The following is a 24,073-nucleotide window of genomic DNA, read 5'->3' as shown; positions in this document are numbered from 1 at the left end:
TTTCCATTTTCTCCGAAAGCAAAAGCCACTACATAGCGGCGCATGACCAAGGATAGCCTGACCCTCGACGCCCCGGCGACCGACGCTTTGCAGCTCGGTTCCCGCGACGGCTCCAACAGCCGCAAGGTCTTCATCAAGACCTATGGCTGCCAGATGAACGTCTATGATTCCACGCGGATGAGCGATGCGCTCGCGCGCGACGGCTATGAGCCGACCGAGGACATGGAAGAGGCCGATCTCGTCCTTTTGAACACCTGCCATATCCGCGAGAAGGCGGCCGAAAAGGTCTATTCTGCGCTTGGCCGCCTGCGTGAGATGAAGAAGCGCAAGGCCGCTGATGGCCGCGAAATGATGATCGGCGTCACCGGCTGCGTCGCGCAAGCCGAGGGCGAAGAGATCTTGCGCCGCGCGCCTGCCGTCGATGTCGTCATCGGCCCGCAGACCTATCATCGCCTGCCGGACGCGCTGCGTCGCGCCAAGGAAGGCCAGCGCGTCGTCGATACGGAATATGCGATCGAGGACAAGTTCGAACATCTGCCGATCGCCGAAAAGACAAAGATCCGCGCCCGCGGCGTCACCGCCTTTTTGACGGTGCAGGAAGGCTGCGACAAGTTCTGCACCTTCTGTGTCGTGCCCTATACGCGCGGCTCCGAAGTCTCCCGTCCGGTCTCTCAGATCGTCGAGGAGGCCGAGAAGCTGGTGGATGGCGGCGTTCGCGAGATCACGCTGCTAGGCCAGAACGTCAATGCATGGCACGGCATCGGCCCGAAGGGCGAAGCCTGGAGCCTCGGCGATCTCCTCTATCGCCTGGCGGAAATCCCCGGTCTCGCGCGCCTGCGCTACACGACCAGCCACCCGCGAGACATGGACGACCGCCTCATCGGCGCCCATCGCGACCTGCGAACGCTGATGCCCTATCTGCATCTTCCGGTGCAGGCCGGCTCGGATCGCATCCTGAAGGCAATGAACCGACGGCATACGGCGGCCGAATATCTGACGCTCATCGAGAAGATCCGTCTTGCGCGCCCCGATATCGCTCTCTCCGGCGATTTCATCGTCGGCTTCCCGGGGGAGACAGACCAGGATTTTGAGGATACACTGAAGCTCATCGAGGAGGTGAATTATGCACAGGCCTTCTCGTTCAAATATTCGACGCGGCCGGGCACGCCCGGTGCGGAGCTGAAGGATCAGGTGCCCGAAGAGGTCAAGACCGAGCGGCTGGAGCGATTGCAGGCATTGCTGCTGCGTCAGCAGCATGCGTTCGCGGAGGCTTGCGTCGGCAAAACGGTGGATATCCTTCTGGAAAAGCCGGGCCGGATGCCTGGCCAGTTGATTGGACGCTCCCCTTGGCTGCAATCTGTGAATGTTGATGCAAAAGCATCGCAAATCGGTGACATTATTAACGTACGAATCACCGGAACCAGCACCAACAGCCTTTTCGCTGAATTGCTCTAGGTTCCGGACGGATCAAAGGAGCCGCACCGCTTGAACGGACAGGAATTGGTTTCTTCTTCATCGCGCCAGCCCCGCACCGCGAGCGACGCCAATCACTTCACCCTGACGTTCGAAAACAATCGGTTCGCCAGCGAGCTTTTCGGGCAGTTCGACCAGAATCTGAAGCTTCTAGAGGAGCGCCTCGGCATAGACGCTCGCGCTCGCGGCAATTCCGTCGTCATAACAGGCGATGTGCTGGCCACCAATCAGGCGCGCCGCACGCTCGATTACCTCTATGACAAGCTGCAAAAAGGCGGCAATGTAGAGCGTTCCGATGTGGAAGGGGCAATCCGCATGGCGGTTGCCGCCGACGATCAATTGACGCTGCCGACCATGGAGAGAAAAGCAAAGTTGACGATGGCGCAGATTTCGACGCGCAAGAAGACGATCATTGCGCGGACGCCGACTCAGGATGCCTATATGCGGGCCCTGGAGCGCTCCGAGCTCGTCCTCGGTGTCGGTCCGGCCGGTACGGGTAAAACCTATCTCGCCGTCGCGCATGCTGCCCAGCTCCTGGAGCGCGGTGCGGTCGAAAAGATCATCCTGTCGCGCCCGGCCGTCGAAGCCGGCGAGCGTCTGGGCTTCCTGCCCGGCGACATGAAGGAAAAGGTCGATCCCTATCTGCGCCCGCTCTACGACGCGCTTTACGACATGATGCCCGGCGACAAGGTCGAACGTGCCATCACAGCAGGCGTCATCGAGATCGCGCCGCTCGCCTTCATGCGCGGCCGCACGCTTGCCAATGCCGCCGTCATCCTCGATGAGGCGCAGAACACGACATCCATGCAGATGAAAATGTTCCTGACGCGTCTCGGCGAAAATTCGCGGATGATCGTGACGGGCGACCCAAGCCAGATCGACTTGCCGCGCGGCGTCAAGTCCGGCCTGGTGGAGGCGCTCGAGCTGCTGAACGGCGTCGAGGGCATCACCATCGTCCGCTTCAAGGATACGGACGTCGTCCGTCATCCGTTGGTGGCGCGCATCGTCCGGGCCTATGATTCCACCTATGCCGTAAAGGCAGAGGAAAGCGATCCGCAGATTTGATCTGCGGCACGAAAGCTCATGGCCGAACTCGACATACAGATCAGCGTGGAGGAGGGCGATTGGCCCTCCGAAGAAATATTGCAGTCGCTTGCCGAGCGCGTGCTGGGCGAAGCTGCAAATTATCTTAGGAAACACGAGAAGCAGCCATTTCCAAAAATGGCGCCCGAATTGTCGCTGGTTTTCACCGACGATGCCTCGATCCGCGAGATCAATGCGGAATGGCGCTCTCAGGACAAGGCGACAAACGTTCTTTCCTTTCCAGCTTTTCCGCTTGAACCCGGCGGCAAACCCGGCCCGATGCTGGGCGATATCATCATCGCCAGGGAGACGGTGGAGCGTGAGGCGGTGGAACTCGAAAAGAGTTTTGACGACCATCTCACGCATTTGATGGTGCATGGTTTCTTGCATCTCTTCGGCTACGACCATATGAATAATAGCGAAGCCGAAAGAATGGAGGGGCTGGAGACTCGCATTTTGGCTAGTCTTGGCCTATCTGATCCCTATGCGGGACAAGACCCCATTTGATCTGAACCCTGTCTGACCAGGAACAATGAGCGACTTTACGACAAGATCGGCCCCCGAGGCCAAAGACGGAGCCGATGCAGCCTCCTCCGACGAGGTAGGCAGTAGTAGCAACGGCAAGCGATCCCACTCTTCCTTCTGGGCACGTGCCGCGCGCATTCTGCGCCCGGCACAGGATTCCGCCCGGTTGCGCGAGGACCTTGCCGACGCGCTGATGACCAACGCGGCCGGTGACGACGCCTTCTCCGCGGATGAGCGGGCGATGCTGCACAATATCCTGCGCTTCCGCGAGGTGCGCGTCGAGGATGTCATGGTGCCGCGTGCCGACATCGAGGCCGTGGATCAGAACATCACCATCGGCGAGCTGATGATCCTCTTCGAGGAAAGCGGCCGCTCACGCATGCCCGTCTATGCCGATACGCTGGATGATCCGCGTGGCATGGTGCATATCCGCGACCTGCTGTCCTATGTTGCCAAGCAGGCTCGCAACAAGCGCCGCAGCGGCAGCGCTAAGACGGCGGCCGCCGCAACGGCAGCACCTGCGGCCGAAAAGCCGGTGCGGTCCGCCAAGCCGAATTTCGATCTTTCGCGCGTCGATCTGCAGAAGACGCTGGCTGAGGCCGGCATCATCCGCAAGATCCTCTTCGTGCCGCCCTCGATGCTCGCCTCCGACCTGCTGCGCCGCATGCAGGTCAACCGCACGCAGATGGCCCTCGTCATCGACGAATATGGCGGCACGGATGGTCTGGCCTCGCATGAGGACATCGTCGAAATGGTCGTGGGCGATATCGACGACGAGCATGATGATGAAGAAGTCATGTTCAAGCGCGTTTCCGAGGACGTCTTCGTTGCCGACGCCCGTGTCGAGCTGGAGGAGATCGCCGCCGCGATCGGTCCGGATTTCGATATCGCCGAGCAGGTGGACGAGGTGGATACGCTTGGTGGCTTGATCTTCTCCGCGCTCGGACGCATTCCCGTGCGCGGTGAGGTGGTGCAGGCGCTTCCGGGCTTCGAGTTTCATATTCTCGATGCCGATCCGCGCCGCATCAAGCGGGTGCGCATCACACGCAAGCGTCATGCTGTCCGGCGTCGTCCAGCAAAGCTCGAGGGCGAAGCGGGAACATCTGAACGCGGCTTGCTGGCACACGACGCGATCGCTGAGGAAATGCCAACCGAACGCAATGCCGCCAGCCAATAAATGGCGCTTCAGCGGGACAAATCGCTGCTTTTTTGAAAGACTGCCGCCAGTTGATTCGCGATTGGACGGAGCTGGCGCATGGAATGGCTTTCGGGCAAGGTGATCCTCGTCTGGGGTTTCAAACGTGCGTTGCTTGCAATCCTTGCCGGAGCCATCGGGGTGCTGGCGCTGCCGCCCTTCGGCTTCTTCGCGGCGATGTTCATTTCTTTCACGCTCCTGGTCTGGCTGCTGGATGGCGTTGCCGCTGGGCCGGATAGTGGCCTGTTCGGGCGTCTGTGGCCGGCTTTCTTCACCGGTTGGCTGTTCGGCTTCGGTTATTTTGTTGCCGGCCTCTGGTGGCTCGGCCACGCGCTGCTGATCGATGCCGACGAGTTCGCCTGGGCCTTGCCGCTCGCGATCCTCGGTCTTCCCGCCTTCCTGGCGGTCTTCTACGGTGCCGCGACCATGCTTGCCCGTGTCCTGTGGTCCGATGGCATGGGACGCATCGCCGCGCTTGCCTTCAGCTTCGGCATTCTCGAATGGTTGCGCAGTTTCCTTTTCAGCGGCTTTCCCTGGAATGCCGTCGGCTATGGCGCCATGCCCATTCCGCTGATGATGCAGTCGGCGCATTTGATCGGGGTGCTCGGGGTCACCGTGCTTGCCGTCTTCGTCTTCGCGGCACCGGCATTGCTTGGTACGCGCCAGGGCCGGGTGCCGGGGCTCGGGCTTGCCGTTCTCATCGTTTCAGCCCATTTCGGCTATGGCTATTATGCACTGAGCCAGCCGGAGGCGCCGTTGGCAGGTGTGAAGACGGCGCCTGTCGTGCGCATCGTCCAGCCTTCCATCGACCAGGAAGCCAAGATGGACACCGCCGGCGATCGCGCCGCCATCTTCGACAGGCACCTGGCGCTTTCCGTGCAGCCGCCTGCCAATGGCGGCAAGCGGCCTGACATCATCGTCTGGCCAGAAACGGCCGTGCCCTTCATCCTCACCGACAATCGCGATGCGCTCGCCCGCATCGCCGATCAGCTCGACGACGACCAGATCCTGATTACCGGTGCCGTCCGCATCGAAGATATGGGACCCGGCGTCGATCCGCGCTATTACAACTCCATTTACGTCATCGATGGGCGAGGTCAGATCATCGGGGCCTCCGACAAGACCCATCTGGTTCCTTTCGGAGAATACGTCCCCTTCGAACATATCCTCGGCTATCTCGGCATCGAAAATGTCATCGAACTGCCGGGAGGGTTTTCAGCGGCCGCCAAACGGGAATTGCTGAGCATGCCGGATGGCCTGAAATTCTATCCGCTGATCTGTTACGAGATCATTTTTCCGAACGAGATGACCCCGGAAATCAGGCAGGCCAACGCCATCCTCAACGTTACGAACGACGGCTGGTTTGGCGATACGCCAGGGCCATACCAGCATTTCCTGCAGGCAAGAGTGAGAGCGGTGGAGCAGGGATTACCGCTGATTCGGAGCGCCAATACTGGTATTTCAGCATTTGTCGATGCACGCGGACGTCTGCTTTCTGGTATCGATTATAACCAGCAAGGCTTTATTGATGCTACTCTGGGTGGCGCAACCGTTTCGCGCATCGACGATAAGGCCAGAAAAACATACTTTTGGTTGATCATCGCTGCAGCCGGTCTGATCGCTGCGATTTCGCGCATGGGTTTTATTTTTAGGGTGAATTGACCAAAAAACCCTAAAATTGCATAGTGCTAGACATCCGCCTTTTGAACGTAGACTGGAGGCCTTGGGGGCATCGGCTGCAACGTAGCGTTATAGGGGTGGAGAAGGGTACCGGGTGGCAGGTCCTGAATTCAACCTATGTTAGGGTAAAATGATGATAGAGAATAAAAAGAAGCCGAACCCCATCGACATTCATGTCGGTAGCCGCATACGCCTCCGCCGCACGATGCTTGGCATGAGCCAGGAGAAGCTCGGCGAAAGCCTCGGAATTACGTTTCAGCAGATTCAGAAATACGAAAAAGGCACCAATCGTGTCGGCGCCAGCCGCCTCCAGAACATCTCCAGCATCCTCAATGTCCCGGTCTCCTTCTTTTTCGAGGATGCGCCGGGTGACCACGCAGCCGGTGCCGGCGGCATGGCCGAAGCATCCAGCTCCAACTACGTCGTCGACTTTCTGTCCTCTTCCGAAGGATTGCAGCTTAACCGCGCCTTCGTGAAGATTTCCGATGGCAAGGTCCGACGCAAGGTTGTCGAGTTGGTCAAGGCACTCGCGGCCGAGGCCGACGCCGAGTAAGCAGTACTTCGAAAGCAAGCAAAGATCGAGAAAGTCGGGAGGCGGCCGTTTTGGCCGCCTTTTCCCTATTTAAGGCAAAAATTTATCACTTTGGCGGGGATATAAAGATATATTTATGTCCTTGTGCGACTTGTTTTTCGCGCCGGAGACGAATATCAAAAGCAGAGATTTGTTCTTTGAGGGGAATCCCGTATGCGCGCGAATTATCTGTTTACGAGTGAGTCTGTTGCCGAAGGTCACCCGGATAAAGTTTGTGACCGCATTTCCGATGAAATCGTTGATCTGGTTTATCGCGAGGCCACAAAGACCGGCGTGAACCCTTGGAGCGTGCGCATTGCATGTGAGACCCTTGCCACCACCAACCGCGTGGTCATCGCCGGTGAGGTTCGTCTCCCGCCGAGCCTGATGAAGAAGGACAAGGACGGCAACGATGTCATCAATCCTTCGAAGTTCAAGGCCGCCGCCCGCCGCGCCATCAAGGATATCGGCTACGAGCAGGACGGCTTCCACTGGAAGAAGGCCCGCATCGATGTGCTTCTGCACTCGCAGTCCGCCGATATCGCCCAGGGCGTCGACAATGCCGCCGACCAGCAGGGTGACGAAGGTGCCGGCGACCAGGGCATCATGTTCGGCTACGCCTGCAAGGAAACGCCTGACCTCATGCCGGCGCCGATCTACTATTCCCACAAGATCCTGCAGCTGCTCGCAACCGCCCGCAAGAAGGGCGATGGCGAAGTCGCCAAGCTCGGGCCTGACGCCAAGAGCCAGGTGACGGTTCGCTATGTCGACGGCAAGCCCTCCGAAGTGGCCTCGATCGTGCTGTCGACCCAGCATCTCGACGACAGCTGGGATTCGAAGAAGGTACGCGCCGTCGTCGAGCCCTATATCCGCGAAGCGCTCGGCGACCTGAAGATTGCCTCCGACTGCAAGTGGTACATCAACCCTACCGGCAAGTTCGTTATCGGCGGTCCGGACGGCGATGCCGGCCTCACCGGCCGCAAGATCATCGTCGATACCTACGGCGGCGCAGCCCCGCATGGCGGCGGTGCCTTCTCGGGCAAGGACACGACCAAGGTCGACCGTTCCGCTGCCTATGCTGCGCGCTACCTTGCAAAGAACGTCGTTGCCGCCGGTCTTTCCGATCGCTGCACGATCCAGCTCTCTTACGCGATCGGCGTTGCCCAGCCGCTGTCGATCTATGTCGACCTGCACGGTACGGGCAAGGACGTCACCGAGGATCAGGTCGAAGCGGCCATCCGCAAGAACATGGACCTTTCGCCCACCGGCATTCGCCGTCACCTCGACCTCAACAAGCCGATCTACGCCAAGACCTCGGCTTACGGTCACTTCGGCCGCAAGGCCGGTCGCGACGGCTCCTTCTCCTGGGAGCGTACGGACCTGGTGAAGGCTCTCAAGGAAGCCGTAAAGCTCCGGGAAGCCGCATGATCGATACCGAGCGCCGGTCGCGGGCGACGGAAGCATTCTTCGGCCGCCGCAAGGGTAAAGCCTTGCGCGGCCAGCAGGCCGAAAAGCTGGAAGCATTGCTGCCGCAGTTCATCCTCGATCTTTCCGCCCCGGCGCCGCAGCCGCTGAACGATCTCTTCCCGGTGCCGACCGAGCGTCTGCGCCTGGAGATCGGTTTCGGCGGTGGGGAGCATCTGATCCACCGGGCGCTGGAGCAGCCGAAGACCGGCTTTATCGGAGTAGAACCTTTCGTCAATTCGATGCAGAAGCTGCTTGCGAGCGTCGACGACGCCGGCGCGCGCAACATCCGTGTCTATAATGACGATGCGACGCAGGTGCTGGATTGGCTGCCTGACGCCTGCCTGGACCAGATCGACCTGCTCTATCCCGATCCCTGGCCGAAGAAGAAGCATTGGAAACGCCGCTTCGTTTCGCAGGTGAACCTTTCCCGCTTCCATCGTGTCCTGAAGCCCGGGGCGCTCTTCTGCTTCGCATCCGACATCGACACCTATGTCAATTGGACGCTGCAGCATTGCCAGGCGCATGGTGGCTTCGAATGGACCGCGCAGAATGCCGCCGACTGGCTGACGCCCTATGAGGGGTGGCCGAGCACGCGTTACGAGGCCAAGGCCAGGCGCGAAGGGCGCTCGTCGGCCTATCTGACCTTCAAGAGGGTCTGATCGCTCCAATTACGGGCGAGAATCTCAAATTGAAATATTCGCATCATCCCGTGAGGAGCGCCGCTCGAGGCGGTCTGGATCATGCGCATGCGCGGCTATGCGCCGGCGCCTCGATAAGGTCCTTGCGGACGGTGTTTCACCGCCGGACGAGGCTCACGGTCAGTGCAGGCTGACCGTCTTCAATTCGTCTTCTGCAGCACGATAGAAGGTGCTGGATCGATTATCGGTCAGCAGAATAGGGGTGCCGTCAGCGCCGAAAAGCGCCCAGAGATCGACGTCCGGATCGATATCCGGCGCTTCCGGGAAGCAACGGGATACTTCGGACCAATCCATTTTTCTGATATAGGCGACCTCGCCGGTGCCGATATTGGCAAGTTCGGATGGGGTCAGGCGGGCGTTAGCTTCTTTCAACAACATGCTCGTACCTCCAGTATGAGGGACCAACGGCTCCAGAGCATGATGACCAAAAGTGTGAGCGGCTTTCGGGTGACGTCGTGCTCTAGTTCTTTGATTCTAGAGCCGATTCGGACTTCAGGTTGATTCGGCCTGAAATCATCCGGCTCTAGGCCGTTGTTCTACTGTGAGACCGAAATGTTAATTTTCTTTACCACGCGGTCCGGTTCCGGCCGAATGAGATCGACGGAGAGCAGACCGTTCTTCAGCGTGGCGCCGAGCACCTGCATGCCGTCGGCAAGGACAAAAACACGCTGGAACTGCCGGGCCGCGATGCCCCGGTAGAGATAGTCTCGCTCGCCCTGTTCCATTTGGCGTCCGCGGATCAGCAGCTGGTTCTCTTCCGTAGTGACGTCAAGCTCGTCTTCGGAAAAGCCGGCGACCGCCAGCGTGATGCGCAGGCGTTCCGGCTCGCCCGACAGGCGATCCGCGCGCATCCGCTCGATATTGTAGGGAGGGTAACCGTCGCTGACCTTGGAAATTCGCTCAAGCGTCTTTTCCATAGTGTCGAAGCCCAGAAGCAGCGGGCTGGCAAAGGGAGTCGTCCGGCTCATCGTCTCAAAGTCCTTGGGTGTCAAGCGACCGTTCCGGACCTGATCTTCAGCACCCGGTTGTCCCTAATATGGGAGTACGCGCCTGCGAGTGCAAGCCATGAGGTCTTCGCATTTGCGAGATCGAAATCCGTGGTGAAAAATGGTTTTGTCACATGGCGAGCGAGCGCTTGACAAAGCCGGACCGGACCCGCGACAAAGCCTGTCGATCTGTACCGGAGGAAAGTTGAAGACATGACCGAACCTAGAAAAATCATCATCGATACCGACCCCGGTCAGGACGACGCCGCGGCGATCTTTCTTGCCTTCGGCAGCCGTCAGGAGATCGACGTGCTTGGCATCACGACCGTCGCCGGCAACGTGCCGCTGCGGTTGACGAGCCGGAATGCCCGCATCGTCTGCGAGCTCTGCGATCGTCGCGACGTCAAGGTGTTTGCCGGCGCTGATGCACCGCTCAAGCGCAAGCTGGTCACTGCCGAACATGTACACGGCAAGACCGGCCTCGACGGTCCGGAACTCTCCGAGCCGACGATGGAACTGCAGCCAGGCCACGCCGTCGATTTCATCATTGATACGCTGCGCAAGGAGCCGGAAGGCGCTGTGACCCTCTGCACGCTCGGCCCGCTGACCAATATCGCAATGGCGTTCCAGAAGGCGCCTGACATCGTCGGTCGCGTGCGCGAACTCGTAATGATGGGCGGCGGCTTTTTCGAGGGCGGCAACATCACGCCGGCGGCCGAGTTCAACATCTATGTCGATCCGGAGGCGGCGGACGTGGTGTTCCGTTCCGGCGTGCCCATCGTCATGATGCCGCTCGACGTCACCCATAAGCTGCTGACGCGCAAGGATCGCGTCGAGCGCATTGCTGCCGTCGGCACGCCGCCAGCCAAGGCCATGGTCGAAATGCTGCAGTTCTTCGAGCGTTTTGATATCGAGAAATACGGTTCGGACGGCGGTCCGCTGCACGATCCCACAGTCATCGCCTACCTTCTGAAGCCCGAGCTCTTCAAGGGCCGCGAATGCAACGTGGAAATCGAAGTGACGTCGGAACTGACCGTCGGCATGACCGTCGTCGACTGGTGGCACGTCACCGACCGCAAGCGCAACGCCAAGGTCATGCGCGATGTCGATGCCGACGGCTTCTTCGCGCTGTTGACGGAGCGCTTCGCCCGCATCTGACTAACTTATCAAAAAGGCCGCCGGAGCGATCCGGCGGCCTTTTGTACCTTTTACCTGTCCAGGCTCGGCTCAGAATTCTTCCCAGTCGTCCTGGGCGAGTGCGTTGGCGCCCTGCGTCTGTGGAATTGCCTTGCGTGCCGGTGATGCAGCGGTAGGAGCTGCCCGCCGCGGCGCGGCCGGAGCCCGCATTTGTTGAGCGGTCGCCCGCAACGCGCTGGCATTCTCCTGGATGGCACGTGCAGTGCGGAAGCGCGCAACGAGTGTCCGAAGTGACTGGGCTTCTTCGGCAAGGGCAACGCTCGAGGCTGTGGTTTCCTCGACCATCGCGGCATTCTGCTGGGTTACCTGATCCATCTGGTTCATGGCAGAATTGATTTCCTTCAGGCCGATAGCCTGCTCGCTCGCGGAAGCGGAGATCTGACGGATCAAGCCGTTGATCTCCATGACCTGCTGGGCGATCTTGTGCAGGGCATCGCCCGTGCGGCCGACCAGATCGACGCCTTCCTTGACCTGTCCGGCCGAGGCGTTGATCAAAGTCTTGATCTCCTTTGCGGCATTTGCCGAGCGCTGAGCCAGTTCGCGCACTTCCTGCGCGACAACGGCAAAGCCTTTGCCAGCGTCGCCCGCCCGCGCCGCTTCGACGCCGGCGTTGAGCGCCAGGAGATTGGTCTGGAAAGCAATCTCGTCGATGACGCCGATGATGCGCGACACTTCCTGCGACGATTGCTCGATGCCGTGCATGGAGGAAATGGCCTTCTGCACGATCTCGCCGGAATGCTCGGCATCCTGAGACGCCGCGTTTACGCTGCTTGCCGCCGTGCGTGCGTTTTCGGCGCTGGAATTGACCTGCGCGGTCAGCTCGTTGAGGGCTGCCGCCGTCTCTTCGAGGCTGGCCGCCTGCTGTTCGGTGCGGCGGGCGAGATCCGAGGCACTGTTGCTGATTTCGCCGGTGCCGCTGCCGATATTGCCGACGCTGACATTGACGGTATGAACCGTCTCCTCAAGGCTCGCCAGCGCAGCATTGAAGTCCTGCTTGAGCTGGGCATATTCGCCGGGGAAATCGTCCGTGATCCGCTGTGTGAGGTTGCCCTTGGAGAGCTCGGCGAGGCTATTGCCGAGAATGCTGACGATATGGCGCTGGAGGGTGACGCTCTCGTTGCGTTCGCTCTCCGACCGGCGGCGTTCGCCCTCGGCAGCCAGACGCTGATCGTTGGCTTCGCCTTCGAGGCGCTTGGTGTCGGCAAGCGCAAAGCGGAACCCTTCCAGTGCCTTGGCGACCGAGCCAACTTCGTCTGCACCTGCCTGGCCGGCGACCGGTTCGGCATAATTGCCGGTGCTGAGGCGATTGACGCTTGCGACGAGGCCGGCGAGCGGCTTCTGCACGAAACCGCGCACAGCGACGTAGAGGGCGAGCATGACGGCGGCAAGCACGAGAATGCCGGCAACGATCATCATATAGGTCTGATCGCGTACCGGTGATGCAATGGCGCTATGCGGCACGTCGATGAGAACGACCCAGGTGGCATTGAGGCCGGGAACGGCGAAAGGATAGACGACGCGGTCGAATGCTTCGCCGCCATTTTCAGAAAGGTTCTTGAGGACGCTTGAAGAAGAGGTGGTCAGCGCCGCCTTGATGACGTCAGCGCCAGAACCGTTATAGTCCTTCATCAGCAGGTCGACGCTCGGTGCCACCAGCCACTTGTTGTCCTGGGAAACCAGCAGCACGCGGCCGGTGCCGAAAGGCTGCATCTTCTGCAGCTTCGTCGAAAGCGAGCCGAGAGAAATGTCGACCCCTGCGACACCGATCAGCTTGCCGCCCGACATGACGGGATAGGCGATCGAGCTCATGGTCGTCGGAACGTCGGTTCCCTGCGCGAGATAGGGCGGCGTGATCGCGCCCTTTCCGCTGTCGGCGGCAAGCTTCCACCAGGCGGCGCTGTAATCATTGTCGAAAGTCGAGAACTGGATGCCGCCATCCTTGGTCTTCGACCAATAGGGCGTGAAGGCGCCCTTGTCGTTGACGGCCTGATCCTTGTTGTTGGCAAGTTCGGTCGTCTTGCCATCCAGCGCGCCGAGCTGCTCACAGAACCAGCTGCCGAAGGCAAAGGCATTCTGCTCGACATTGGCCTTGAGGATATTGATCATGCCCTTGCGGTCGAAGGTATGACCCTCGTGGCCGCGGCCGATGATGGCGGCCATGGAGCGGGCGGCGCTCGCCAGTTCGCCGACATTTGCGGCGATCTCGTTGGAAATGGACTTGGCCTCGGTGTTCGCCTGATCCATTGTCAGCGTCTCGACGCGATCGCGGGTCTGGGAAATCAGCAGAAAATTGGAAACCAGCAGAACGAGTGCGATCGCCAGCCCGGTGACCAAGATGAGCTTGGCCGCAAGCGACTTCATGCGAAAGATGAACATCATTTCCTCGAAAAAGCGATGCGTCGGATACACATTATCCGAATGCAAGGTCGGCGCAGGATGGCCCTGTCATGGAGCCGCCGTTAAGATTCCTGCCGCAACCGGAAGGCTATGCGCGCCAGGCCAGAGGAGAATGATATGGAAGCGCAAAAATTTAATTAATTGCGCTTCCCGATGCGTGGGGAATTTTAGCTTTAAAGCTTTTCGGCCACTTCGCTTGCAACCGGAATGGACGGCTGTGCTCCAGGCTTCAAGCAGGCGAGCGAACCGGCGACGGCAGCCCGACGCAGGCTGGCATGGAAATCCAGGCCTTGATCGAGGCTGGCTGCAAAATAACCGCAGAAGGTATCGCCGGCGCCGACGGTGTCGACCGGCTCGATCACGAGACCCTTGGCGCGCGCGAGCTCGCCGTCGCGAATGGCGATGACACCATCGCCGCCAAGCGTGACGATCAGCGTCTGGCCGGTTTCACCATGTAGGCGAACCAGGGCTGCCTCGCGCTCGGAAGCCGACATGTTGTCCTGGCCGGCAAGCCTCTCGAATTCCGTCTCGTTGGCGATGACGATATCGGCAAGGCGGCCGAGGCGGGCAGCTTCCGGGATCAGCGGCGCCAGATTGAGCACGGTGCGCACGCCCTTTGCTTTCGCGGCGTTCAGCGCCATCTCGACGGCCGCGACCGGAATTTCGAGCTGAAGCATTAGCGTATCGCCGGCATTCAGAGCAGCAATGGCGGCCGCTGCGTGTTCGGCGGTGTTCGTACCATTGGCGCCCGGCACAACGGCGATCATGTTCTCACCGTCACCCCCCACGAGGATGAGAGCCGTGCCCGTCGCTTCGGATACATGCCGGACGGTGGAAAGATCGGTCCCTGCCGTATCGAGCAAGGCAAGCGCAGGTTCCGCGAAGGCATCATTGCCGACCGCCCCGCTGAGGCGGACCGTTGCGCCGGCGCGGCGCGCGGCCAGCGCCTGGTTGGCGCCCTTGCCGCCGGCGGCCGTGGAAAAGCCGTTGCCGGCAACCGTTTCGCCCGGCTTCGGCAAACGATCCGTGGTGGCGATGAGGTCCATATTGATGGAGCCGAAAATAGTGATCATGCGATGTCCTGCCCTGGGTGTTGCGCCTGCATGATCCTGCCCAGAAGGCTGCCTTTGTCTTTTCGGATCATGCATCGAGTGGGCGCGACACTGCCGAAGCGATCAGTCTTCGTCAACTACCCTGAGCTTGAGTTGGCTTGTGCGGTTGTCGACAGGCTTGGGCCGTTCTTCCGCGCGCGGCTTGGCAGGCTCTTTTGCCGCCTCGAATTCCAGCGCCTCTATCCGCTCGCCGCGCCTCGCCAGCTTGTCAGCAGAGGTAACGATCATATCGACATCCTTCTGCGCCATGGCGAAATGCCCCTGCAGCTTGCGCACGCGTTCATCGAGGCGCGAGAGGTCATCCATCAGATGCGCCACTTCGCTCTGGATCACATGGGCCTGCTCGCGCATGCGTTGATCCTTCAGGACAGCTTGGATGACCTGGATCGACAACATCAGCAGCGAGGGTGAGACGATGACGATGCGCGCGCGCTGGGCCTTCTGCACGATCGCCTCGAAATTCTCGTGTATCTCGGCAAAGATCGACTCGGACGGCACGAAGAGAAAGGCCGTATCCTGCGTCTCACCGGGGATCAGATATTTTTCCGAGATATCGCGAATATGCAGCTCCAAATCCCGGCGGAACTGCTGTGCGGCGATCTTGCCATGTTCGGGGTTGGCAGCAGCGCGAATGGCACTCCAGGCTTCCAGCGGAAATTTCGCGTCGATCACAAGCGGTGGCGAACCGTTCGGCATGCGAACGGTACAGTCAGGCCGTGAGCCGTTCGATAGCGTCGCCTGGAATGCATAGGCGCCCATCGGCAGCCCATCGGCGATGATGGTTTCCATGCGTGCCTGGCCGAAGGCGCCGCGTGTCTGCTTGTTGGAAAGGATGGCCTGCAAGCCGACCACATCCTTCGCCAGCGTCTGGATATTGGTCTGGGCGGCATCGATGACGGCGAGCCGTTCCTGCAGGCGGCGCAGGTTTTCATGGGTCGAGCGCGTCTGCTCGCCGATCGTCGCCGTCACCCGCTGCGACATGCCGTCGAGGCGCTGGCCGATGGCTTGATTGAGCTCGGCCTGTCTGGAGCCGAAGACTTCGGCCATGGTGGCGAGCCGTCCCTGCATCTCCGCCTGCGACCGTAGCAGCGCCGCCATCGTATGCTCGGCGTCGAGCGCGTCGTCTTCCGCGCGTGCCTTGCCGCGGACGAAAAGGACGATGACTGCGATCGCAAGCAGGATGACGAGGCCGGTCAGAACTTGGACGGTGGAAATGGCTTGGCCGAAGATGATGAAAGACATGAAACCTGGCGCGCTGATGAAGTTCTTATGGGCACCATAACAAAACCATCGCGAATATCCAGATCAAAACGTGAACATAATTTCTGGATCATTTGCGCTGATCCAGATGGCCGTCGTTGAAAAAACACTGTCTCACCGCCATCTTGGCGATTCCATCGCACAACAAGATGCGTTATGGGAAACGTCATGACGATCAAGCCACTCATCATTTTGCCCGATCCGCTGCTCCGCCAGGCTTCCAAGCCCATTGAGCAGATCGATACCGAAATTCAGCGCCTCGCCGACGACATGCTGGAAACCATGTATGACGCGCCGGGCATTGGCCTTGCTGCGATCCAGATCGGCGTTCCCCGCCGCATGCTCGTCATCGACGTCGCGCGCGAGGGCGAAGAGAAAACGCCACTGGTCTTCATCAATCCGGAGATCGTCGCGTCTTCGGATGAACGTTCGGTCTATGAGGAAGGCTGCCTCTCCATTCCGGATTATTATGCAGAGGTGGAGCGCCCGGCGCGCGTCACCGTCAAGCATCTGGACCGCAATGGCAAGGAGCAGCTCACCGAGGCCGACGGCCTGCTTGCGACCTGCGTGCAGCACGAGATCGACCATCTGAACGGCGTGCTCTTCATCGACTATATCTCGCGCTTGAAGCGGGAGATGGTGATCAAGAAATTCACCAAAGCTGCGAAGTCCAAGGCTCTCTGATCCCAGACATTGAAAGATCGGCTTCAAGCTCCTATGATATCATTGATATCATAGGAGGCGCGAATGAGTGATCTGTTGCTGCGCGGCATCGACGACAGCTTGAAGAAGCAGTTGCAGGCCAATGCCAGCAGGCATGGCCGCAGCCTCTCGGATGAGGCGATCGAACTACTGCGTCAATCGCTTGGACGCCAGCAGGGTGGGAGCAACTCGGCGGGGGAGGGGTTGAGAGCAATTCTTGGCGCAGAAAAGCTCAGCGAAGAGGAAATCGAGGCAATCAATGCTTTTCGGAATGCGCCGGATCGCGATCCGCCCCATTTCGAATAGTGCTCTGGCCTGCGCATGATCGTTCTGGACACAAATGTCGTATCGGAGTTGCAAGGGCGGCTGCATAGCGAGCGCATATTATCCTGGCTGGATAGCTTCGCCGTCGAGGCCGTTTTTCTGACCACCATCACCATCGGCGAGATTAGGTTTGGACTGGAACTCCTGGCTGACGGGAAGCGCAAGGCGGCACTGGTCGCGGAACTGGATGCGATAGAGGCAGAGTTTTCGGGCCGCGTTCTGGGATTTTCGAGCAACGCAGCCCATCAATACGGAATAATCTCCGCTCAGCGCCACAAGATTGGGCGAAGGATGGAAACGAAGGATGCCATGATCGCCGCCATCTGCCTTGCGAGCGGTGCGACATTGGCGACGCGCAATACAAAAGACTTCGAGGGGCTTGATCTCAAGCTCGTAAACCCGTTTGAAGGCGGCTAGCATTGGACTCGATGGCGTGTACCGCCGCCGCTGGGTCATTCGAAAACCGATATCTTAGCCGGATGGATCGCATGTCGCTTAATATCATCTTTATGGGAACGCCCGAATTCTCCGTGCCGACATTGCGGTCCCTAATCGATGCCGGCCACAAGATTCGTGCCGTTTATACGCAGCCACCGCGTCCCGGCGGCCGGCGCGGGCTCGACCTGCAGAAATCGCCGGTGCATCAGGCGGCTGAGCTATTGGGACTGCCGGTCTTCACGCCCGTCAACTTCAAGGATCCCGACGAACGCCAGCGCTTCCGCGATCTGGATGCCGATGTTGCCGTCGTCGTCGCTTACGGCCTGTTGCTGCCGGAAGCGATTCTGTCAGGCACGCGTCTCGGCTGCTACAACGGTCATGCTTCGCTGCTGCCGCGCTGGCGCGGCGCCGCTCCCATCCAGCGAGCGATCATGGCCGGCGACAAAAAAACCGGCATGATGGTGATGAAGATGGACAAGGGGCTGGATACCGGTCCGGTCGCGCTGACACGCGAAGTCGAGATCGGCGACACCATGACTGCGGGCGAACTGCATGACAGGCTTATGCTCGTCGGCGCAAAGGCCATGGTCGAAGCGATGAACAAGCTGGAGCATGATGAACTATCGCTGACCGCTCAGCCGCCCGAAGGCGTTCTTTATGCCGCAAAGATCGACAAGGGTGAAACCCGTATCGATTTCGGCAGGCCGGCAGCCGATGTCCATAATCATATCCGTGGCCTGTCGCCCTTTCCCGGCGCCTGGTTCGAGGCCGAAATCGCCGGCAGGCCAGAGCGTATCAAGGTGTTAGGCGCTGAATTGGCCGAGGGCAACGGAGCCTCGGGTCACGTTCTGACGGATGATCTTGTCATTGCCTGCGCTTCCGGCGCGGTCAGACTGACCAAACTGCAAAAGGCCGGTGGCAAACCGCTGGCGGCCGCCGATTTCCTGCGCGGCACGCCGATCGCGCCGGGCACCGTGCTCGCCTCGGAGCAAGCCTGATGCCGCGTTACAAGATGACCGTCGAATATGACGGCATTCCCTATGTCGGCTGGCAGCGTCAGGAAAACGGCCCCTCCGTGCAGGGCGCAATCGAAGGCGCCATCCTGTCCTTGACCGGCGAGACCGTTTCGATCCGCGGCGCGGGACGCACCGATTCCGGCGTGCATGCCATGGGGCAGGTCATGCATGCAGATCTCTCGAAGGAATGGAAGGTCTATACGCTGCGCAATGCGCTCAATGCCCATCTGAGGCTTGCCGGGAACCGTATTGCTATTCTCGATATCGTCGAGGTCGACCAAAGCTTCGATGCGCGCTTTTCAGCCATCCGTCGCCACTATCTCTATCGCATTATCGCCCGTCGTGCGCCGCTTGCATTGGAAGCCGGACGTGCCTGGTGGGTGCCGAAGGATATGGATCACGAGGTCATGCATGCCGCGGCCCAGACCCTTGTGGGGCGGCATGATTTCACCACCTTTCGCTCGGCGCATTGCCAGGCAAACAGCCCGGTGCGCACGCTCGACCGGCTGGATGTGACCCGCAGCGGCGAGCTCATCGAGATCCGCGCCACGGCGCAAAGCTTCTTGCACAATCAGATCCGTTCCTTTGCCGGTACCCTGAAGCTTGCGGGCGAGGGCAAGTGGACGCCCGACGATGTGCGCGCGGCGCTCGAGGCAAAGGATCGCAAGGCCTGCGGTCCTGTCGCCCCGCCGGATGGGCTCTATTTCATGCAGGTGGATTATCGTGACGGCGCCGGTTCGGTCGGCAGCGAAGGGGAGGATATCGATGTCGGTGACGATCTATCATAACCCAGCCTGCGGCACGTCGCGCAATACGCTGGCGATGATCCGCCAATCCGGCGAGGAACCCGTTGTCATCGAGTACCTGAAGAACCCGCCCAGCCGGGAACAGCTGGCGGGACTCATATCCGCCATGGGCTGAGGGCTCGCGATATTCTCAGGCAGAAGGGAACGTCCTATGACGAACTCGGCCTTGGCAATCCCGATCTTACCGAGGAGCAACTGCTTGACCGGATGATTGAGCACCCGATCCTGATCAACCGCCCGATCGTCGTTACAGACAAAGGTGCACGCCTCTGCCGTCCGTCGGAACTCGTGCTCGATATTCTGCCGAACCCGGACGTTGGCCCGTTCACCAAGGAAGACGGTGAAATCGTCGTTCGTTAGACGCAGGCCTTAGACCGGCGGATAGACGCCGAGGAAGCGTTGCAGGAAATCCGTCAGCAGCATGGTCGGGATCAGCAGCACCAGCGTCAGCGTGCCGATAAAGAGCGGATGCGTGCCGCAGATCATCCTCAGAATGCGCGCCAGCGAAAAGATTATCGCCATGGTGAGAACCAACGATAGGAGCGCTGCCAACCCTTTTGAGGCCGGGACAAAGACAATCATCGCAACGAGAAGTGCGTTCAAATAATTTGCCGGCACGAACAGCCAATTTACGGTAACGACGATCGGCGTAAACTTATCGTCGAAGCGGAAGACCAGAAGCAGCACGCCTGCGAGAATGGGCGGGATCAGCCAATTCGCCGCTTCGACCAGCGCCAGCCTCAGGAAAAAGGCGAGGCCGGTCGCTGTTTCCGGCGGCATGGCACGCAGATAGGCCTGCTGCCACCACAGCCAGGAAATGCCGATCGAGGGAAGGCTCCAGAAAATCGCCCAGAAGGAGCGCAGCATGCCGCGGTCTGAAATATCCAGATACTGGAATCCGCGCGCATCCATCCGGATCAGCAGCCACAGGCCGGACAGGTAATACTGGACTTCTTTAAAGCTCGGCATTCTCGAACCAGCGCTGGATGAAGGTCTGGTAGATCTCGGTCAGCGTTTCGAGATCCGAGAGCGCCACGCGCTCGTCGACCATATGCATGGTCTGGCCGACAAGCCCGAATTCCACGACAGGGCAATAGTCCTTGATGAAGCGCGCATCCGACGTGCCGCCGGTGGTCGACAGCGCCGGCCTTTGACCGGTGATGTTTTCGATGGCGGAGGAGAGCGAAGCGATCAGCGCATTATTGCGCGTCAGGAAGACCTGGCTCGGACGTTCCGACCAGACGATATCGTATTTCGCCGGCGGACGCCCGGGCCGTAATGTCTGGTCGGCGGCGGCTGCATCCAGGCGCGCCAGGATTTCCGCCTTCAGCGTGTCGGCCGTCCAGGTGTCGTTGAAGCGGATGTTGAAGGCAGCGGTCGCCTTGGCGGGAATGACGTTGGTGGCGGTATTGCCGACGTCGATCGTCGTCACTTCGAGGTTCGACGGCTGGAAGTTGTCCGTGCCGGCGTCAAAGGGGGGATCGAGCAGCGCTTCCGTCAGTTTGATGATGCTGCGCACCGGATTATCGGCAAGGTGCGGATAGGCGGCGTGGCCTTGAACCCCATGGACGGTGATGGTGCCGGAGACCGAGCCGCGGCGGCCGATCTTGATCATGTCGCCGAGCCGGTCGGGATTGGTCGGCTCGCCGACGAGCGAGGCATCCCATGTTTCGCCGCGCTCGGCTGCCCATTGCAGCAGCTTGACCGTGCCGTTGATCGCGGGTCCTTCTTCGTCGCCGGTAATCAGGAAGGAGATCGAGCCGGCGGGCTTGCCATGCTTCTCGATATGACGCGCAACCGCTGCCACGAAGCAGGCAATACCGCCCTTCATGTCGACCGCGCCACGGCCAAAGAGTTCGCCATCGGCGATCTCGGCGGCAAAGGGGAGATGGCTCCAGGAAGCGGCATCGCCGACCGGCACGACATCCGTATGGCCGGCAAACATCAGATGCGGCCCGTCCGAGCCGAGCCGCGCATAGAGGTTTTCGATATCGGGCGTTCCCGGCTCGCTCGCCGTCATGCGCTCGACCTTGAAGCCGAGCGGTGCCAGCATATCGGCAAGCGCGGTCAGCGCACCGCCCTCGGCAGGCGTGACAGAAGCGCAGCGGATCAGGGTCTGCAGATTCGTGATGGGATTCGTAACAGTCATCGGAGGCAACTTATCCGGCGGGAAATGGCAAAGCGATGGCAAAGGATCGGTGACGACTCGAAAATCTTTGCCGCGATTCCAGCAATCGCACAGGCATGCTCAGCCGGCAAGCATCCGGGAAGCGCGATATGGCAACCGCGCTTCCGAAATTTGCGATATCAGTCGCGCAGCAGTTCGTTGATGCCGGTCTTCGAGCGGGTCTTTTCGTCGACGCGCTTGACGATGACGGCGCAATAAAGGCTCGGGGCCGGCTGGCCGTTCGCCATGGTGTTGCCGCTCGGCAGCGCGCCGGCGACGACGACCGAGTAGGGCGGAACTTCACCATAGGTGATCTCGCCGGTGGCGCGATCGACGATCTTCGTGGACTTGCCGATGAAGACGCCCATGCCGAGCACGGAACCTTCGCGAATGATGCAGCCTTCGACGACTTCGGAGCGGGCGCCGATGAAGCAATTGTCTTCGATGATCGTCGGGCCGGCCTGCATCGGCTCCAGCACGCCGCCGATGCCGACGCCGCCGGAAAGATGCACATGCTTGCCGATCTGGGCGCAGGAGCCGACGGTCGCCCAGGTGTCGACCATGGTGCCTTCGCCGACATAGGCGCCGAGATTGACGAAGGACGGCATCAGGATGGCGTTGGGGGCGATATAGGCGGAATGACGCACGACGGCGTTCGGCACGGCACGGAAGCCGGCTTCGCGAAAGCGGTTCTCACCCCAGCCTTCGAATTTCGAGGGAACCTTGTCCCACCAGGTGGCGCCGCCGGAGCCGCCTTCGACGATTTTCATGTCGTTGAGGCGGAAGGAGAGCAGAACCGCTTTCTTGAGCCACTGGTTGACGGTCCAATTGCCGTCGGCCCCACGCTCGGCCACGCGAACCTTGCCGCTGTCAAGGAGATTGAGCGCCGTTTCGACGGCATCGCGGACTTCGCCGCGCGTCGATGTGTTCACATTGTCGCGATTGTCGAAGGCAGCCTCGATGGACTTTTCGAGGGAGGCGAGATCGGTAGCGCTCATGGGAATTCCTTACAACGTCGGGGCCTATCGTGATTTCCGGATAAAGGTCCGGAAGCGGTCGATTGGTCCTATAGCATGCATGCCGAAAATGGAATGTCTTTTCCGCGGCGATTGAGCTTGGATTCAAGGCGTTGTAGGGGCATATGCAAGAGCTTGGCTATTTCCGTTCGCGGACGGAAACGGCGGGTCATGATCGATTTGAAAGGCATGAATAGATGAGCAAGGGGAAGAACGGCAGGCTGAGGCGCAAGGATGGGGTTTGGGACCCGTTGAAGACGAGCTCGGCGGACAAGCAACGAGCCGAATCCGTGCCGCGCACGCCGCAGTCGATGTCGCCGTCCTACCGGCTTGCCTATGCGGACGAAGATTTCCTGTGCCGTGAGGAACTGCGGCCGATCCGCCTGCAGCTGGAACTGCTGAAGACCGAAATGTCGCTCACCGAGCGCGGCATCAAATCGACCGTCGTTATGTTCGGTGGCGCGCGCATTCCTGCCCCCGGCACCAATGCCTGGGCCGCCCGCAACGAGGTGCAGCGCGCCAATCTCGAAGCGGCATCGGTCTATTACGAGGAGGCGCGCAAGTTCGCCCGGCTTTGCTCGCGGTATTCCGCCGGTTTTGACTTCCATGAATATGTCGTTGTCACCGGCGGCGGTCCCGGCGTGATGGAAGCGGGCAATCGCGGCGCGGCGGAAGAAGGGGCTCCCTCGATCGGCCTCAATATCGTCCTGCCGCATGAGCAGGCGCCGAATGCCTATGTGACACCGGAGCTCAGCTTCAATTTTCATTATTTCGCGATCCGCAAGATGCACTTCATGGTGCGCGCCAAGGCGATCGCGGTGTTCCCCGGCGGCTTCGGCACGCTCGACGAGCTGTTCGAATGCCTGACGCTCATTCAGACCGGCCGCATGGAGCGCCTGCCGCTTATTCTCTTCGGCGAAAAATTCTGGCGCAACATCATCAATTTCGAGGCACTGGCCGAGTTCGGCACCATCGCGCCCGACGATGTGAACCTCATCAGCTTTGTCGATACCGCCGACGAAGCCTGGAAGATCGTCACCGATTTCTACGAGCACGATAACGGCCACTGAAAACGGAAAGCCCGCCGTCGCTTGGGCGAGGGCGGGCTTTTGTTCATGGGTTTATTGCCGGCGGAGCGATCGGCTTAGAGCAGCGGGCGGCCCGGCATGTCGTCAAGGTTGACAACGCCATCGTGGTTGCGATCCAGCCGGTCGAAGAGCTTGTTCATGGCGTCTTCGGCCTCTTTCTTGCTGATCTGTCCGCTTTGATCGGTATCGGCAAAGCGGAAGATCATCGCTTCATGCATGAAGCGGCCATGTGGTCCGTGATGGCGATGGCCTTCGCCGCCCTTGTCGTTGTCATTGTCGTTTTGAGCTTGGTCGGCCGGCGCCTGGTTGTCTGGGGCCTGATTACCCCCCGCCTGATTGCTTTGTGCCTGGTCGCCGCCTTGCGCCTGGCCGTTTTGAGCCTGATCGCCATCGGCCTTGGCGTGTTCGGCCCGCCACTGCTTCATCTGCTCCTGGCGGTAGGCGCGATATTCGCCGGGGGTGATTTCACCGTCGTGGTTGACGTCGATCTGGTCGAAGATCTTGTCGACGCCTGCCTTGACCTCATCCTTGGTGAGCTTTGTGTCACCCGGATTGCCGAATTCCTTCAGCATGCGCACGTAAAGGACTTCGGGCGAAATATGCGGTCTGTGCCAGCGGCCGTGATGATGATGTCTGTCCCCACGGTCGCTATCATGCGAAGCGGCGAGCGCCACCTGTGCGGCGCCGCCGAGAAGCAGGGTTGCAGAAAGTCCGGCCAGAAGAAGTTTTTTCCCGTTCATCGCTTTTCCTTTCGTGTCGAGGAATGGGCAAACGATACGGTTGGCGGTCAAAAACGGCCAATTAAACCTCTGTAAGGCGCATGAAACTTTCGTAACCCCGCCTTGGGCGTATGTTTCCGCATTCCGAACGGA

At 60.2% G+C, this 24,073-nt stretch carries 24 protein-coding genes and 1 pseudogene; 16 read left to right on the top strand and 9 right to left on the bottom strand.

The genetic code is table 11. From position 1 onward, the window contains the following. Positions 1-42: 42 nt before the first annotated feature. The 8 genes from miaB (at position 43) to trmB (ending at position 8,653) form a co-directional block, all read left to right on the top strand. Positions 43-1,455, top strand: a complete 1,413-nt coding sequence (miaB, locus tag AC13QE_RS14805; RefSeq protein ID WP_488484230.1) for a tRNA (N6-isopentenyl adenosine(37)-C2)-methylthiotransferase MiaB — start codon at positions 43-45, stop codon at positions 1,453-1,455. Positions 1,456-1,485: 30 nt separating this feature from the next. Beyond that, complete coding sequence (locus AC13QE_RS14800; protein WP_488484229.1) at positions 1,486-2,538, top strand: PhoH family protein; 1,053 nt, start codon at positions 1,486-1,488, stop codon at positions 2,536-2,538. Positions 2,539-2,556: 18 nt separating this feature from the next. After that, a complete protein-coding gene (gene ybeY / locus AC13QE_RS14795; protein WP_488484228.1) occupies positions 2,557-3,063 on the top strand; it encodes an rRNA maturation RNase YbeY in 507 nt (168 codons plus the stop codon). A 25-nt stretch (positions 3,064-3,088) separates the two neighbouring features. After that, positions 3,089-4,258 carry a hemolysin family protein gene (locus AC13QE_RS14790; protein WP_488484227.1) on the top strand — a complete coding sequence of 390 codons (1,170 nt, stop codon included), beginning with the start codon at positions 3,089-3,091 and terminating at the stop codon, positions 4,256-4,258. Positions 4,259-4,336: 78 nt separating this feature from the next. After that, complete coding sequence (gene lnt, locus AC13QE_RS14785) at positions 4,337-5,938, top strand: apolipoprotein N-acyltransferase (protein ID WP_488484226.1); 1,602 nt, start codon at positions 4,337-4,339, stop codon at positions 5,936-5,938. Between the two features lie 151 nt (positions 5,939-6,089). Then, entirely contained in the window at positions 6,090-6,509 is a 420-nt protein-coding gene (locus tag AC13QE_RS14780) for a helix-turn-helix domain-containing protein (protein WP_132716659.1), read from the top strand. 192 nt (positions 6,510-6,701) lie between these two features. Next, positions 6,702-7,955: a methionine adenosyltransferase gene (metK, locus tag AC13QE_RS14775; protein ID WP_015338637.1), complete on the top strand. Its 1,254-nt coding sequence runs from the start codon at positions 6,702-6,704 to the stop codon at positions 7,953-7,955. Continuing rightward, a complete protein-coding gene (gene trmB / locus AC13QE_RS14770) occupies positions 7,952-8,653 on the top strand; it encodes a tRNA (guanosine(46)-N7)-methyltransferase TrmB (protein ID WP_488484225.1) in 702 nt (233 codons plus the stop codon). Before metK ends, trmB begins: the two co-directional genes overlap by 4 nt. A gap of 159 nt (positions 8,654-8,812) precedes the next feature. On the opposite strand, the gene AC13QE_RS14765 is transcribed toward trmB, so the two are convergent. After that, the gene (locus tag AC13QE_RS14765) at positions 8,813-9,070 is read right to left on the bottom strand and encodes a BQ00720 family protein (RefSeq protein ID WP_112336665.1); all 258 of its coding nucleotides are present in this window, start codon (positions 9,068-9,070) and stop codon (positions 8,813-8,815) included. A gap of 158 nt (positions 9,071-9,228) precedes the next feature. Then, positions 9,229-9,660, bottom strand: coding sequence for an Hsp20 family protein (locus tag AC13QE_RS14760; protein WP_095433817.1), 432 nt, complete (start codon positions 9,658-9,660; stop codon positions 9,229-9,231). A 231-nt stretch (positions 9,661-9,891) separates the two neighbouring features. Here AC13QE_RS14760 and AC13QE_RS14755 point away from each other — a divergent pair, with 231 nt between their 5' ends. Then, positions 9,892-10,836: a nucleoside hydrolase gene (locus AC13QE_RS14755; protein ID WP_132715693.1), complete on the top strand. Its 945-nt coding sequence runs from the start codon at positions 9,892-9,894 to the stop codon at positions 10,834-10,836. A 69-nt stretch (positions 10,837-10,905) separates the two neighbouring features. Here the strand turns inward: AC13QE_RS14755 and AC13QE_RS14750 are convergent, their stop codons facing one another. The 3 genes from AC13QE_RS14750 to AC13QE_RS14740 form a co-directional block, all read right to left on the bottom strand. After that, a complete protein-coding gene (locus AC13QE_RS14750; RefSeq protein WP_488484224.1) occupies positions 10,906-13,251 on the bottom strand; it encodes a methyl-accepting chemotaxis protein in 2,346 nt (781 codons plus the stop codon). 194 nt (positions 13,252-13,445) lie between these two features. After that, positions 13,446-14,345 carry a ribokinase gene (locus AC13QE_RS14745; protein WP_488484223.1) on the bottom strand — a complete coding sequence of 300 codons (900 nt, stop codon included), beginning with the start codon at positions 14,343-14,345 and terminating at the stop codon, positions 13,446-13,448. 102 nt (positions 14,346-14,447) lie between these two features. Further along, positions 14,448-15,626: a DNA recombination protein RmuC gene (locus AC13QE_RS14740; RefSeq protein ID WP_488484222.1), complete on the bottom strand. Its 1,179-nt coding sequence runs from the start codon at positions 15,624-15,626 to the stop codon at positions 14,448-14,450. Between the two features lie 186 nt (positions 15,627-15,812). Here AC13QE_RS14740 and def point away from each other — a divergent pair, with 186 nt between their 5' ends. The 6 genes and pseudogenes from def to arsC all read left to right on the top strand — a co-directional run bounded on the left by def (position 15,813) and on the right by arsC (position 19,290). After that, positions 15,813-16,328, top strand: a complete 516-nt coding sequence (gene def / locus AC13QE_RS14735; protein ID WP_488484221.1) for a peptide deformylase — start codon at positions 15,813-15,815, stop codon at positions 16,326-16,328. A gap of 63 nt (positions 16,329-16,391) precedes the next feature. After that, positions 16,392-16,652: a FitA-like ribbon-helix-helix domain-containing protein gene (locus AC13QE_RS14730; RefSeq protein WP_015338646.1), complete on the top strand. Its 261-nt coding sequence runs from the start codon at positions 16,392-16,394 to the stop codon at positions 16,650-16,652. A 15-nt stretch (positions 16,653-16,667) separates the two neighbouring features. Next, positions 16,668-17,087, top strand: coding sequence for a PIN domain-containing protein (locus AC13QE_RS14725; protein ID WP_488484220.1), 420 nt, complete (start codon positions 16,668-16,670; stop codon positions 17,085-17,087). Between the two features lie 71 nt (positions 17,088-17,158). After that, complete coding sequence (gene fmt / locus AC13QE_RS14720; protein ID WP_488484219.1) at positions 17,159-18,106, top strand: methionyl-tRNA formyltransferase; 948 nt, start codon at positions 17,159-17,161, stop codon at positions 18,104-18,106. Then, the gene (gene truA / locus AC13QE_RS14715) at positions 18,106-18,912 is read left to right on the top strand and encodes a tRNA pseudouridine(38-40) synthase TruA (RefSeq protein WP_488484218.1); all 807 of its coding nucleotides are present in this window, start codon (positions 18,106-18,108) and stop codon (positions 18,910-18,912) included. The genes fmt and truA overlap by 1 nt, the downstream gene beginning before the upstream one ends. Further along, positions 18,890-19,290: pseudogene (gene arsC, locus AC13QE_RS14710) on the top strand (arsenate reductase (glutaredoxin)). Before truA ends, arsC begins: the two are co-directional and overlap by 23 nt. A 9-nt stretch (positions 19,291-19,299) precedes the next feature. On the opposite strand, the gene AC13QE_RS14705 reads toward arsC, so the two are convergent. The 3 genes from AC13QE_RS14705 to dapD all read right to left on the bottom strand — a co-directional run bounded on the left by AC13QE_RS14705 (position 19,300) and on the right by dapD (position 22,095). Then, a complete protein-coding gene (locus AC13QE_RS14705; protein WP_488484217.1) occupies positions 19,300-19,899 on the bottom strand; it encodes a hypothetical protein in 600 nt (199 codons plus the stop codon). After that, positions 19,886-21,079 carry a succinyl-diaminopimelate desuccinylase gene (dapE, locus tag AC13QE_RS14700; protein ID WP_488484216.1) on the bottom strand — a complete coding sequence of 398 codons (1,194 nt, stop codon included), beginning with the start codon at positions 21,077-21,079 and terminating at the stop codon, positions 19,886-19,888. The genes AC13QE_RS14705 and dapE overlap by 14 nt, the downstream gene beginning before the upstream one ends. A gap of 158 nt (positions 21,080-21,237) precedes the next feature. Further along, the gene (gene dapD / locus AC13QE_RS14695; protein ID WP_069611177.1) at positions 21,238-22,095 is read right to left on the bottom strand and encodes a 2,3,4,5-tetrahydropyridine-2,6-dicarboxylate N-succinyltransferase; all 858 of its coding nucleotides are present in this window, start codon (positions 22,093-22,095) and stop codon (positions 21,238-21,240) included. A 215-nt stretch (positions 22,096-22,310) separates the two neighbouring features. Between dapD and AC13QE_RS14690 the strand changes: the two genes are divergently transcribed. Further along, on the top strand, positions 22,311-23,183 hold the full coding sequence (locus tag AC13QE_RS14690; RefSeq protein WP_488484215.1) for an LOG family protein: 873 nt from the start codon (positions 22,311-22,313) through the stop codon (positions 23,181-23,183). A 74-nt stretch (positions 23,184-23,257) separates the two neighbouring features. On the opposite strand, the gene AC13QE_RS14685 is transcribed toward AC13QE_RS14690, so the two are convergent. Then, positions 23,258-23,941: an EF-hand domain-containing protein gene (locus AC13QE_RS14685; RefSeq protein ID WP_488484214.1), complete on the bottom strand. Its 684-nt coding sequence runs from the start codon at positions 23,939-23,941 to the stop codon at positions 23,258-23,260. Positions 23,942-24,073 lie beyond the last annotated feature (132 nt).

The organism is Martinezella sp. CNPSo 3957 (genome assembly GCF_057784395.1).
Note: the sequence above shows the minus strand (reverse complement) of the source record. Positions and strands in the feature narration are given on the sequence as shown.